The organism is Ottowia thiooxydans (assembly GCF_040548795.1).
GTDB classification, from domain to species: Bacteria; Pseudomonadota; Gammaproteobacteria; order Burkholderiales; family Burkholderiaceae_C; genus Ottowia; species Ottowia thiooxydans_A.
This window is the reverse complement of sequence record NZ_JBEPSH010000003.1, coordinates 1-12,639: the sequence shown is the minus strand read 5'-3', so window position 1 is coordinate 12,639 and position 12,639 is coordinate 1. Positions and strand designations below refer to the sequence as shown.

At 59.1% G+C, this 12,639-nt stretch carries 13 protein-coding genes; 10 read left to right on the top strand and 3 right to left on the bottom strand.

Annotation, left to right across the window (positions count from 1 at the left end; all coding sequences use genetic code 11):
• Positions 1–43: 43 nt before the first annotated feature.
• The 4 genes from recO to ABIE13_RS07000 are packed head-to-tail and all read left to right on the top strand — an operon-like array spanning position 44 to position 3,085.
• The gene (recO, locus tag ABIE13_RS07015) at positions 44–811 is read left to right on the top strand and encodes a DNA repair protein RecO (RefSeq protein ID WP_354442399.1); all 768 of its coding nucleotides are present in this window, start codon (positions 44–46) and stop codon (positions 809–811) included.
• Entirely contained in the window at positions 808–1,572 is a 765-nt protein-coding gene (locus tag ABIE13_RS07010; protein WP_354442397.1) for a pyridoxine 5'-phosphate synthase, read from the top strand. The genes recO and ABIE13_RS07010 overlap by 4 nt, the downstream gene beginning before the upstream one ends.
• 5 nt (positions 1,573–1,577) lie before the next feature.
• The gene (gene nagZ / locus ABIE13_RS07005) at positions 1,578–2,636 is read left to right on the top strand and encodes a beta-N-acetylhexosaminidase (protein ID WP_354442395.1); all 1,059 of its coding nucleotides are present in this window, start codon (positions 1,578–1,580) and stop codon (positions 2,634–2,636) included.
• A gap of 59 nt (positions 2,637–2,695) precedes the next feature.
• Positions 2,696–3,085 (top strand): hypothetical protein, encoded by a 390-nt coding sequence (locus tag ABIE13_RS07000; RefSeq protein ID WP_354442394.1) that lies wholly within the window; start codon positions 2,696–2,698, stop codon positions 3,083–3,085.
• Between the two features lie 262 nt (positions 3,086–3,347).
• Here ABIE13_RS07000 and lysS read toward each other — a convergent pair whose 3' ends face one another.
• Positions 3,348–4,901, bottom strand: a complete 1,554-nt coding sequence (gene lysS / locus ABIE13_RS06995; RefSeq protein ID WP_354442393.1) for a lysine--tRNA ligase — start codon at positions 4,899–4,901, stop codon at positions 3,348–3,350.
• Positions 4,902–5,064: 163 nt separating this feature from the next.
• On the opposite strand from lysS, the gene ABIE13_RS06990 reads away from it, so the two are divergent.
• The 6 genes from ABIE13_RS06990 to ABIE13_RS06965 all read left to right on the top strand — a co-directional run bounded on the left by ABIE13_RS06990 (position 5,065) and on the right by ABIE13_RS06965 (position 11,025).
• Positions 5,065–6,372, top strand: a complete 1,308-nt coding sequence (locus tag ABIE13_RS06990; protein ID WP_354442391.1) for a lipopolysaccharide biosynthesis protein — start codon at positions 5,065–5,067, stop codon at positions 6,370–6,372.
• Positions 6,369–6,977 carry an acyltransferase gene (locus ABIE13_RS06985; RefSeq protein WP_354442389.1) on the top strand — a complete coding sequence of 203 codons (609 nt, stop codon included), beginning with the start codon at positions 6,369–6,371 and terminating at the stop codon, positions 6,975–6,977. The genes ABIE13_RS06990 and ABIE13_RS06985 overlap by 4 nt, the downstream gene beginning before the upstream one ends.
• Complete coding sequence (locus ABIE13_RS06980; protein WP_354442387.1) at positions 6,974–8,056, top strand: glycosyltransferase; 1,083 nt, start codon at positions 6,974–6,976, stop codon at positions 8,054–8,056. Before ABIE13_RS06985 ends, ABIE13_RS06980 begins: the two co-directional genes overlap by 4 nt.
• On the top strand, positions 8,046–9,146 hold the full coding sequence (locus ABIE13_RS06975) for a glycosyltransferase family 2 protein (RefSeq protein ID WP_354442923.1): 1,101 nt from the start codon (positions 8,046–8,048) through the stop codon (positions 9,144–9,146). The genes ABIE13_RS06980 and ABIE13_RS06975 overlap by 11 nt, the downstream gene beginning before the upstream one ends.
• Positions 9,147–9,164: 18 nt before the next feature.
• Positions 9,165–10,325: a DegT/DnrJ/EryC1/StrS family aminotransferase gene (locus ABIE13_RS06970; protein WP_354442385.1), complete on the top strand. Its 1,161-nt coding sequence runs from the start codon at positions 9,165–9,167 to the stop codon at positions 10,323–10,325.
• 82 nt (positions 10,326–10,407) lie between these two features.
• The gene (locus tag ABIE13_RS06965) at positions 10,408–11,025 is read left to right on the top strand and encodes a sugar transferase (protein ID WP_354442383.1); all 618 of its coding nucleotides are present in this window, start codon (positions 10,408–10,410) and stop codon (positions 11,023–11,025) included.
• A gap of 27 nt (positions 11,026–11,052) precedes the next feature.
• On the opposite strand, the gene ABIE13_RS06960 is transcribed toward ABIE13_RS06965, so the two are convergent.
• Together ABIE13_RS06960 and ABIE13_RS06955 are read right to left on the bottom strand one after the other, a co-directional pair.
• Positions 11,053–11,862 (bottom strand): zeta toxin family protein, encoded by an 810-nt coding sequence (locus tag ABIE13_RS06960; RefSeq protein ID WP_354442381.1) that lies wholly within the window; start codon positions 11,860–11,862, stop codon positions 11,053–11,055.
• Complete coding sequence (locus ABIE13_RS06955; protein ID WP_354442379.1) at positions 11,852–12,106, bottom strand: hypothetical protein; 255 nt, start codon at positions 12,104–12,106, stop codon at positions 11,852–11,854. The genes ABIE13_RS06960 and ABIE13_RS06955 overlap by 11 nt, the downstream gene beginning before the upstream one ends.
• Positions 12,107–12,639 lie beyond the last annotated feature (533 nt).

Here is a 12,639-nt window from a genome sequence, read left to right as displayed (position 1 = left end):
CTAACCGGCTGACGTATCGGGGTGGAGCTCGAATGCACATACGGTGAAACGCGTCAATCACGAACCGGGGTTCGTCCTGCACCACTATGACTGGAGTGAATCCAGTGTCATAGCGGAGGTCTTTACCCGCGCCTATGGTCGGATGGCGCTGGTTGCCAAGGGTGCCAAGCGCCCGTCTTCGAACTTCCGTCCGGTCCTGTTACCGCTGCAGCCTCTGCTGCTCAGCTGGGGTGGAGATGCGGAAATCCGGACCCTCAAGAGCGCCGAATGGGCAGGTGGCCATGTCATGCCGACGGGTGATGCCTTGCTCTCTGGCTATTACGCCAATGAATTGCTCATGCGCCTGCTGGCGCGTGAGGATGGGCATGCTCGGCTGTTTGACGTTTATTCCGCTCTAGTTCATGTGCTTGCAGCCGAGAAAGGCGAGACGCTTCATGCGTCAGCTCTGCGAGCGTTTGAATTGCTTCTGCTTCGCGAAACGGGACATCTGCCTGCGCTCGATGCTCAGACTCTCACATTTGAGCCTTTGGCACCTCAAGATCGGTACAGCCTGGTTGCTGAAGGTGGGTTACGCAGCGCACAGGGTGAGCAGAGTGGGGCGTGGCTGCTTGGCCGCCATTGGTTGAGCCTGGCTGCCGCATTGGATGATGAAGCACCTTTCACTGCCGCGCTCAACGTTTGCGCCGGCTTGCCTGGTGAATCGCGTTCAGGCCTGCGGCAGCAGTTGCGCGAATTACTGCACTACCATTGTGGGGGTGGCATTTTGCGCACCCGCCAGATGATGATCGACCTGCAATCCTTTACATCGTGAAAACCAACCTCTCCGTCAATGTCAACAAGGTCGCCCTGGTGCGCAATACGCGCCATTTGGGCATTCCCAGCGTCACTAAAGCTGCTCAAGCTTGCCTGCAGGCGGGGGCGCATGGCATTACGGTGCATCCCCGCCCCGATGAGCGCCATATCAGAGCTCAGGACGTGCATGAACTGGCTGCGCTAATGAAGCAATGGCCGGGGCGTGAATACAACATTGAGGGAAATCCGACCCAGAACCTCATGGAATTTGTCAGTGTCGTGCGTCCTGATCAGTGCACCTTTGTGCCTGACAGCGAAGACCAGTTCACAAGTGACCATGGGTGGAATCTTGAGGACACCGCGACAAGAGAGCGACTCGCGCCCTTGATTGCGGCGGCCAAGGCCAGCGGGGTTCGAGTGAGCTTGTTCATGGATCCGTTACCCCAACAGATGGCGGCGGCACGCGCGCTAGGCGCTGATCGCGTCGAGTTGTATACGGAGCCCTATGCGGCAGCCTGGGCGAGTGAACGGGAATCCCAGCGGACAGAGCAACTGCAGCGCTATGCAGCCGCTGCGCGCGCCGCATTGGACGTGGGCATGGGTGTCAACGCCGGCCACGATTTGAATCGTGACAATCTTGCTGAGTTTCTCAAGCAGGTGCCCGGTGTGGCTGAAGTGTCCATTGGCCATGCGCTTATCGCAGACGCTTTGGATCTAGGCTATGCCCAGGCGGTTGCCGAATATCTGCGCTGCATTGAAGCAGGCAACCAGGTCGCGTGAGCAGCATGACTCACGCTGCACTCGTTGTCGATATTGCGGGTCACACCTTGACCGCAGACGATCGCCGTCGGCTGGCACACCCGCTGGTGGGTGGCATGATCTTGTTCAGTCGTAACTGGGAAAGCCGAGAGCAACTTACGCAACTGACGGTCAGTATCAAAGAACTGCGTCCCGATTTGCTCATCTGCGTGGACCACGAAGGCGGCCGTGTGCAGCGTTTTCGTACAGATGGCTTTACTCATCTGCCGGCCATGCGCAAATTAGGTGAAATCTGGATGCAGGACGCCATGCGTGCCCAGGAGGCTGCTACCGCCTGCGGATATGTCCTGGCAGCCGAACTGCGCGCTTGCGGCGTGGATTTCTCATTCACACCTGTGCTCGACCTCGACTGGGGGCCCTCGGGCGTGATCGGAGACCGCGCCTTCCATGAAGACGCTCGCGTCGTCAGCATGCTGGCCAAAAGCGTGATGCACGGGTTGCTGCGAGCAGGTATGGGCAACTGTGGGAAGCATTTTCCCGGCCACGGCTTTGTGGCGGCGGATTCCCACACCCACTTACCACGAGATACACGTGGTCTGAAGGCCATACTGGGCGCGGATGCCGCGCCCTATGGCTGGCTTGGCACTGCCCTGGACGCCGTGATGGCTGCCCATGTGGTTTATCCGAAGGTGGATTCCAGACCGGCAGGATATTCTGCCCGGTGGCTACAGGCCGTGCTGAGGGGCCGCATGGGGTTTGAGGGTGCCATTTTTACGGACGATCTGAGCATGGAGGCGGCGCGGCATATAGATGGGCGTACCGTCACCCCGCTGGAGGCCATACTGGCCGCCTTGACCGCTGGCTGCGATCTTGCTCTGTTGTGCAACCAATCTTTGCATGGAGGGCGGGTCCTGGATGAGGCGCTCGCCGGCCTTGCTGAGGCGCACGCTAGTGGGCAATGGGTACCCTCTGAGCAAAGTGAATCAAGAAGGAAGGCCTTGTTACCTAGGCAACCCGCCCCCAACTGGGAAGAGCTGACGCGGTCTTCGGAGTATTTACGCTCCCTGGCATTGATTGCCGGTTAATGAAACGCGCCAGAAATTGAACTTCAAAGCCTGAAAGTGGTCCATTTCTTATGAGCCAGATGTTTTCCCAACAATTGCCGCCCCCTTACAACCGCAATACCAGCAGCCTGGAGCGCATTGCTTCGCGCGTGCTTGGACTGATGGTGTGGGCTACGCTGGCGCTGGTTGGCCTGCTTTTTGCACTTAGCCTGCTCGTTTGGCTGGCGTTTGGAGTCATTGCCAGCCTGGTCATGAGCGTATTCACCGGCCGCCCGGCCACAGTGACCTTGCTTTGGCGCCGTTACCGTGAGATGACCCGCCAGCGTTGGCCGTCGCGCCAACCAGCGGCAAGCGCCACCCCGAGAGCAGATACTGCCAGTGCGACGGGCGCTTCAGTGCCGACAGGCGTGCAAGATGTATCGTGGCGTGAAGTCTCTGAGAATCAGACGGCAGAGCCGCCCGCTCGCTGAACGCTGTTAAAACCCAGGCGGGAAGTGAAGGGCTCATTCAAAGCCTCTTTCTTCCGGTTTACCGCCTATGTCGAGTCTCGGTCGATCACTACGAAAGCCGTTCGGGCTGAGGCTCTATGGTTTCTGTCAACCGAAGAGTGAAGTTGAAACAGGAAAACCGTTTGGCCTGAGCCTGTCGAAGGCTTGCGCAACGCTTCGACCCTTCGTCAAGCTCAGGACAGGCCAAGCTCAGTGTGAACGGTTTGTTGGTTTTGAGAGCAAATCAGGCTTCCCGGCGCAATGCGGGGAACAGAATCACATCGCGGATGCTCGGCGAATCGGTCAACAGCATCATGAGACGGTCTATTCCAACGCCGCAGCCACCTGTGGGAGGCATGCCGTATTCCAGTGCACGCACGAAATCTGCGTCATAGAACATGGCTTCATCATCCCCGGAATCTTTCGACGCCACCTGTGCTTGCAGACGAGCTGCCTGGTCTTCAGCGTCATTCAGCTCGCTGAAGCCGTTTGCGATTTCACGGCCGGTGATGTAGAGCTCAAAGCGCTCCGTCACTTCAGGCCGCTGATCGTTGGCGCGCGCCAGAGGGCTGATCTCCGTCGGGTGCTCCATGATGAAAGTAGGCTCCCACAGCTTGTCTTCCACGGACTCCTCGAAATACATCACCTGCAGCGAAGGCAGGCTTCGGGTCGAAAGCCTGTCCTTTTCTTCTGAGAGTCCAAGTTTTTTCAGGCGGTTGATCAACTCTGCAGAGTCATCTACCTGGGCACCGATGTCTGTGTGGGTGTTGATGGCTTCGCGGATGGTCATGCGCTTGAATGGTTGACCCAGGTCCACACTGCGGCCTTGGTACTCCAGCTGCAAAGTTCCCACGGCTTTCTGGGCCGTGTTGCGCAAAAGCGCTTCGGTAAAGTCCATCAGGTCCAGGTAGTTCCAGTATGCGGCGTAGAACTCCATCATGGTGAACTCAGGGTTGTGCCGCACGCTGATGCCTTCGTTGCGGAAACTCCTGTTGATTTCGAACACGCGCTCAAATCCGCCCACAATGAGCCGCTTCAGATAGAGCTCAGGCGCAATGCGCAGGAACATTTCCTGTTCGAGCGCATTGTGGTGCGTGACAAAAGGCTTTGCATTGGCGCCACCGGGGATAGGGTGCAACATGGGTGTTTCTACTTCCATGAAGCCGCTTTCGGTCATGAAGGCTCGCATGGCGGCCAAAGATTGGCTGCGCGCCACGAAACGGGCCCGCGCAGACTCGTCCATGATGAGATCTACATAGCGCTGACGGTATTTCAGTTCCTGGTCCTGCATGCCATGGAATTTGTCAGGCAGGGGACGCAGGCTCTTGGTGAGCAGGCGAATGCTGGTGGCATGGATAGAGAGTTCGCCCGTCTTGGTCTTGAACAGATACCCTTCGGCCGCGACGATGTCACCCAGATCCCAATGCTTGAAGGCCGTATAGGCTTCTTCGCCTACTTCGTCCCTGGCAATGTAGAGCTGCATGCGTCCTGAGGCGTCTTGCAGTGTGGCAAAGCTGGCTTTACCCATCACGCGCTTGAGCATCATGCGGCCCGATACGCTGGCTGCAATTTTCTTGCCTTCCGCGATGTCCGCGTCCATGGCTGGCTTTTCAGCAGCGCCGTGGGCTTCATGAAGTTGCGCCGCCCTGTCTTTGGGCTTGAAATCGTTGGGGAAGGTCACCCCGCCGTTTTGCGCCTGGGCTTCCCGCAAGGCCTTGAGCTTCTCGCGGCGCTCTGCAATCAGTTTATTCTCGTCTTGTTCGGGGGCGGCTGAGCTGAGTGCGGTGGGTTCTGACATGATCTACAGATTGGAATGGGGTAGGGCGCGGGGATAATCCCTGGCTGGCAAACCCATCATTTTAGGCGCCGTCTGCCAACTTCATGTTCTTGGCCTACTTCAACCGCATTGCTGGAGCTTTCTTGAGCGCACGCTCGGGGAAATCGCTGCGCGTGTTCAAGGCATGAAAACGCCTTCTTCCTCACTTTTACGGGCTACCGTCACACTGTTGACGGGAGGCGCGCTGGCACAACTGCTGCCACTGCTGCTGGGCCCGTTCATTGCCCGCATTTTTTCACCGGAAGCGATGGGTCTTTTCACCCAGTTCACTACCGTTGCCGCGGCCATTGCAGTGGCGGCTTGCCTGCGCTACGACTGGGCGCTGCCCATGGCCAGGCAAGACGACGAGGCGAGCGCATTGCTCGCGCTGGCTTTGCGTATTGGTTTGGCAGTGGTTTTACTTTGTATTCCCATGGCCTGGGGCCTGCACGGGGCGGGCTTGCTGCCTTTGCCAACCCTGTTGCCGCTGGCCGTGGGGTTCTCGGCAGCGTTGCAGTTGCTCATGATGTGGGCGACCCGCGCCCAACGATTCCAGGCGGTCGCCGCGGGACGAGTGGTCCAATGGGGCGGAGCGGCGGTGGCTCAATTGGCTCTGGGTTACCTGCTGTGGCGCGGGGCCGGTGGGCGGCCTTTGGGTGCGGACACCGCGTGGGCCCTTGTGGTGGCGACGTTGTTGGCCCAACTGATAGCCAGTCTATGGCTGTTGCGGCCCAGCCCCTTGGGGGGGTGGCGCTCGGTGTTGAAGCCCGCGTCCGCCTCCATGAAGTCCGCCATGCGCGCCACGGCCATCAAGCACAAGGATTTCGCGCTCATCAACACGCCCCATGCATTTCTGGGGACCTTGCAAGACGCGGTGGCCGTTGCGCTTCTGGTGGCCTGGACCGGTGAGGCCGCGGCTGGTTTCTGGGGCCTGGCCTTGCGTTACCTCAAGGCGCCTTCCACGTTGGTCGGTGCGGCCGTGTCGCAGGCGCTTTATCCCCGGCTGATCGGCGCTGAGCCAGATGCGGCAAGGGCGATGGTGCGCCAGTTGATGGCGCTTCTGGGCGTGCTGGGGTTGGCTCTCATGGGGCTGCTGCTGATAGCCGGTCCATGGATTTTCGAGTTGATATTTGGACCCACCTGGCGGGAAGCTGGTGAGTTGGCGCGGGCGCTTTCCCCCTATATTGCAGCGCATTTCGTCGCCGCTCCACTTGCCGTGGTAACCATGGCATGGCAGGCACAGAGATGGGCATTTCGTTGGGCCCTGGTAGGACAGGTCGCTTTTGTGCTGGCAATGGCGCTAGGACTTCGCGCCGGTGGGTTGCAAGGGGGAGCGTGGGCCGTTTCGGGCGTCATGCTGCCTTACTTTGGTTGGTACTTTTATCGGTTGGCTCGGTGGCCTCACGTCCCGACTCCTCGCGAAGCCTCAGAACAAAAGGGTGATCACTCATGAACGCGATCCGTGCGTGGGTCAACCGATGCCGAAGGAACTTATGGCACGGTTTATTTTTCCGTATTCTTTTTGGTGAACGTCACCAAGGCCTGATTCTGCCAGGCACCCGCATTTCACCTAGCACCTGCATTGAGCATGAGCAATTCCTGCATCTGGGTGATGACGTGTTCATTGGCCACTTCAACTTCATAGAGGCCAGTGCCGGCGTCAGGATAGGGCGTGGGACGCAAATTACCAATTTCGTGAGCATAGTCAGTCACAGCACCCATCGCAGCGTTCGCGTGGCAGCAGAACTTTCAGGGCAGGATTTGAAAGAGGCGGAGGGCGCTGTGCTGCGGGCGCCCATATCGATTGGCGAGCGGTCTTTTATTGGTCCACACAGCACCATTGAGGCGGGCAGCACACTAGGACATGGAACCTTGGTTGCTTCTCACAGTCGTGTGCGCGGTGTGTTTCCTGATTTTTCCGTGCTGGCGGGCAGTCCAGCAGAGGTGGTAGGTGACACGCGGGAGGCGGATGAAGTCTGGCTGGAGCAAAGACCGTCCTTGCAGGCCGCCTATGCGCGGTGGCGTGCGGCGCTGAGCTCTGAAGGTACTGATCGATGAGCCATCATTTGTGCTTGCTAGGCGACGCCAACAGCGTGCATGTCCAACGATGGGCAGGCGAAATGCTGGCGCGGGGCTGGCAGATTTCACTGGTCACTGCGCGCCCGCAACCCATTGCCGGTGTTCGGCAAATCGTGTTGCCCCCGGTCACTCGTTCACTGGATTGGCTCGCACGCGTGTCTCCCGCGCGGCGGGCCATCGCAGCTTTGAATCCCGACATCGTCCATGCACACTATGTCACTTCCTACGGATACCTGGCTGCACGTTGTGGCACGAGGCCGCTGATCATGACAGCCTGGGGCAGCGATTTACTGGTAACACCCCGGCGCAACCTCGCATTGCGCCTGTTGACTGGGTGGACTCTGAGTCAGGCCGACCTGATTACAGGCGATTCGCCAGACCTTCTGGCTGCGGCTCGCAATCTGCGACATGGATTGCGTACAGAGCTGATTCATTGGGGCGTGGATCTGAATCGGTTCAAGCCTGAACCATGGGAAGCCAAACCCAGCTTTGAAGCGGTCAGCCTTCGCAGTTGGGAGCCCAATTACCGCATTGACGTGATCTTGGAAGCTTTCGCAAAAGTCCACGCCGAGCGAAGTGAAGCGCGCCTTCATCTTTTGGGTGGCGGATCACAGGAATCTGCCTTGCGCGCGCAGGCCAATTCGCTTGGCCTGGCCGATGCTGTGCAGTTCCATGGTCGACTGGACGACGCAGGTATGGCGGAGGTGCTCGGTCGGTGCCGGCTGTCCATCAGCGTTCCGGAGAGTGATGCCACTTCTGTGTCCGTTCTTGAAAGCATGGCGTGCGGACTGGCCGTGTTGGCTTCTGACCTGCCTGCCAACCGGGATTGGCTGGGCGCCGATGCGCTGGTGCCAGCGGGCAATGCAGACGCACTGGCGCAGAAATGGCTGTCATTGATGAACGATGGCAGTCAGGCGGCCTATCTCGGGCAATCCAATGGCGAGCGTATCGCCCGTAATGGCGACCGGCGGGCGCAAATGGATGCCATGGATCGCCTCTATCGGCAACTGTTGGCAAGTGGACCTGGACGTGGACGCGGTACTCACCATGCCGGGTAAAGAGGGGCAAGGAGACGTCTCTGGGGGCGCCGCCGAACAACTGGTGAGCGTGATAGCGCCATGCCGCAACGAACGCTCTTACGTCGAAGCCTTTTGCGACCGGGCTCTTGCGCAGCAACTGCCTCCTGGATGGGTTTTGGAGTTGTTGGTGGCAGACGGTGGCAGTGATGATGGGTCTCGCGAGTACTTGCAGGCGCGGTCATTGCAGGACTCCCGCCTGTTACTCGTAGACAACCCTGGCCGGATTGTGTCCACTGGCCTGAATGCCTGTCTGAAGCGCTCGGGTGGGTCGGTTGTGGTGCGTATGGATATTCATACTGAATTCGCGCCGGACTATGTCGCCCAATGTATTGCTACGCTGGATCAAAGCGGGGCCGACAACGTCGGCGGACCGTGGGTTGCGCGCGGCACAGATGCCACGAGCCGAGCCATCTCTGCCGCATTTCAGTGCAGATGGGTGGTGGGTGGCGCGCTCTCGCGTGATGCCAATTACGAAGGTCCGGTAGATACGGTCTACCTGGGGTGCTGGCCACGCGGTGTGTTTGAGCGCATAGGGACTTTCGACGAAGATCTGGTGCGCAATCAGGATGACGAGCACAACCTTCGCTTGCGCCTGGCAGGCGGGCGTATCTGGCAAAGTGGCCGCATACGATCCTGGTATCAATCCCGGAACTCCCTGGCGAAGCTGTTTGCGCAGCAATATCAGTACGGGTACTGGCGCCCCTTTGTGATGCGCAAGCACGGCCAGCCGGGTTCCTTGCGTCAATTGGTTCCCGCCTTTTTTGTGGCTGCGCTCATGGCCTCGGGGGCAGCTTTGTTCTGGAGTGCGCTTCCCATGATGGTACTTGTGGGCAGCTATGTGGCGTATCTTGCCCTGGCTTCGTGGTCGGCCACAAACGGCGCTACTAAGGTCATGACGCAGACCACTACCCAGGATGGTGCTGCCGGCACAGTACCAACGTTCGCGGCTTTGGTCCCTCTGGCGATTGCCAGCTTCCACTTGGGATACGGGCTGGGTACCTGGCGCGGTTTGCTCGATATGGTCTGCGGCCGGCGCGTTTCGGCCGCGTCGGCGAAAATCACCCGTTGAATTGTTCTTCCTTACCTTATGTCCACAGCTGACAATTTCATTCCCTTTGCACGACCTGACATAGGTGAGGCCGAAATCGATGCGGTGGCTCGCGCCATGCGCTCTGGTTGGGTCACGACCGGGCCCGAGACACGGGCGTTCGAGCAGGAGTTTGCTGCCTATTTGGGCGGCGGTCTTCATGCCATTGCCGTCAACTCGGCCACTGCTGGACTGCACCTGGCTCTGGAGGCCGTCGGCGTGGGCCTCGGCGACGAAGTCATCGCGCCTACGCTAACCTTCACCGCCACAGTGGAGGTGGCCCGTTACCTCGGGGCAGACGCGGTGCTCGTGGACAGCGACCCGGCCACTTTGAATATCGACGCTTCCCGGATTGAAGCAGCCATCACGCCGCGAACCAAAGCCATTCTTCCCGTGCATTACGGCGGTCTGGCCTGCGACATGTCACGGATTCACGACATTGCACGAAGACATGGCCTGCATGTGGTGGAAGATGCCGCCCACGCACTGCCGGCGACAAGTGAAGGAGTACTCATTGGCCAGTTGCCAAGTGCGGCGACGGTGTTCAGCTTTTATGCCAACAAGACCATGACCACGGGAGAGGGCGGCATGGTTGTCACCAAGGATCAGGCACTGGCAGACCGTATGAAGGTCATGCGGCTGCATGGCATCAGCCGTGACGCGTTTGACCGTTTCTCCAGCAAGACGCCTTCCTGGTATTACGAGATCGTAGCGCCGGGCTTCAAGTACAACATGACGGATATGGCAGGGGCACTGGGCCGCGTGCAGTTGCAACGGCTACCGGACTTTGTACAGCGTCGGCAGCAATTGGCTGGGCGCTACCTGGCTGAGTTGCAAGACTTGCCCCTGATTTTGCCGGCGCAAGCCCCTGCCGGCCAGACGCACGCCTGGCACCTTTTTGTGCTTAGACTTTCAGATGATGCCAAAGCTACTCGGGACGAAGTGATTCAGGGCCTGTCTGATGCCGGGGTCGCTACCAGCGTGCACTATGTGCCCCTGCACCGTCAGCCTTACTGGCGTGACCGTTACGCGCTTTTGCCTGAGCAGTTCCCTGTGGCTGAGAAGGCCTACCAGCGCATGTTCAGCATCCCGCTGTTCACCGCCATGAGCGATGACGAGCAGAGCCGAATCATCGCGGCGCTCAAGGCCGTGGTTCGGTGACCCACTTGACTGTCATCATCGGAATTCTGGCGCGTTCGGGTCAGAAGTGCGTGGCGTCTGCTGGCGGTCATCGCCTTACTGCATGAGCTCTTCCGGCTCGGCCGCTGCCAAAAGGGCTTTGGATCTCGGCCTCACCTTGGCCGCTCTGCCTATTGCGCTGCCGTTGATGGCACTTGTGGCTCTCTGGGTGCGATTGGATTCGCCTGGTCCGGCGCTCTTCAGGCAAGAGCGCGTTGGGAGAGGAGGGCGCCTGTTTCGCATCCACAAGTTTCGCACCATGCGCGTACATCAGTCAGGTTCCGGACCTCAAGTGACCGCGGCGGGCGATGCGCGCATTACACGCGCTGGATACTGGCTGAGACGAAGCAAGCTTGATGAGCTGCCGCAGTTGATTGATGTCGTCAGGGGCGACATGAGCCTTGTGGGGCCACGCCCGGAGGTGCCGAGTTATATGGCCAAGTACCCTGATCAGGCACGTCAGCGAATTTTGTCCATTCGCCCCGGTATTACCGACCGAGCAGCGATTGAGTTTCGCCACGAAGAGCAACTGCTTGCGGCCAGCGATGATCCAGAGACGACCTACGTCCAGGAGGTCATGCCCATCAAGCAACGCTATTACCTGGACTACGTGGACAACCACTCCGTCGCGGGAGATTTGCGCATCATTTTTGACACGCTTCGGAAAGTGTTCGATCTTTGAAGGTCAGAGCACGATGGCGACTGGCTATCAGGAGAAGGTCTTCCAGAGATCGGTGCCTAGCAACCAGGGGTTGATGACACTGGATTCCAGCCGGATCGTGTCGAAATCCGTGACTTCAGCCAGCAGTTTGTGTTTGGCGCCTGAGTTGTCAAAAATATAGGCGCGGTGCGCAACCTCGCAAGCCTCTGTCATCAGGGCGATGGACTTGTAATATCGGTCCATGACCTTGTCATCGGGCACCGAATGGCCGCCCTGCAGCACGCGCCGGTGTACACGGTCGATATTGATCGCCGGGTCATCGGTCGCCATGAAGTAGAGGTAGATGCGATAGCCGTGCTCCCGGGCTTTGCGCATGAAGTTGATCTTGGACCGATGAGACATGACAGTCTCAAAAGTGAAGGTCTTGCCTTCGTGAAGCAATTCCTGGCGGATGGCTTCCGCAAGCGAGGCGGCCAGGTAAGAGTGGTGAGGCCCGGGTATCCAAAGAGTCAGCTCTTCGTTGAGTGTGATTCCGGCAAGCAGTGCCTGCATATCCAGGTGCTTGTCCAGCCCGAACGTCTGAAGGGTATTTTTGATCCGGCTCAGCACTTCCCCAGATTCGCCAGTGATACCAAGCTCGCGCAGGGCCAAAAACCCACCGGAGACACGGAGAGCTTTTTCAATTTCGTCGGCATTGATGAACGCGCCTATCCACTGAGGCTTCAACTCGGGTTTGATGGTGCTTTTGCCCGAGCCATTGGGGCCTGCCAGTACGCGAAGGCGGGGCTGCGCCAGTTGGGCCGGCGCTGGTTTAATGGTGGTAGCTGCCGGATAGGCTTGAGCAGCCTTACTTGACACGCCTGAGGATAGTGCCAGGCTTGACTCGCTTACCAATCGCCATGTTCTTGATGACGGTGACGCTGCCATCAAGCATGCGCTCAACGACTTGTCCATTTGCCATTTTTACCGTGACCGCGCCCGTATCCCGGAGCGTGGTCCAATAAGCCTCATGACCTGCCTTTGCGGCCATCGTAGGAATGCGTCGCTCTGCGATTTGCATTCCTCGTTCGGTCAGAATGGTTTGGTGAGCTTTGGTAGACATAGGTGGCATTGCGTATACCTGTAAGTCTATCAGGAACAAGGAAAAACGGCAGGGCGCTGCATGGATAGCCCCCCGTGGGGGTGTTTTTATCTCGGGAGCGGCCCTTCGCTAAAAAATGAGGCCCCCACGCTTACCTGCTTCGCATGGAACGCTGCCCCCCGTGGGGGTGTTTTTCATCTCGGGAGCGGCCCTTCGCTAAAAAATGAGGCCCCCACGCTTACCTGCTTCGCATGGAACGCTGCCCCCCGTGGGGGTGTTTTTCAGCTCGGGAGCGGCCCTTCGCTGAAAAATGAGGCCCCCACGCTTACCTGCTTCGCATGGAACGCTGCCCCCCGTGGGGGTGTTTTTCATCTCGGGAGCGGCCCTTCGCTGAAAAATGAGGCCCCCACGCTTACCTGCTTCGCATGGAACGCTGCCCCCCGTGGGGGTGTTTTTCAGCTCGGGAGCGGCCCTTCGCTAAAAAATGAGGCCCCCACGCTTACCTGCTTCGCATGGAACGCTGCCCCCCGTGGGGGTGTTTTTCAGCTCGGGAG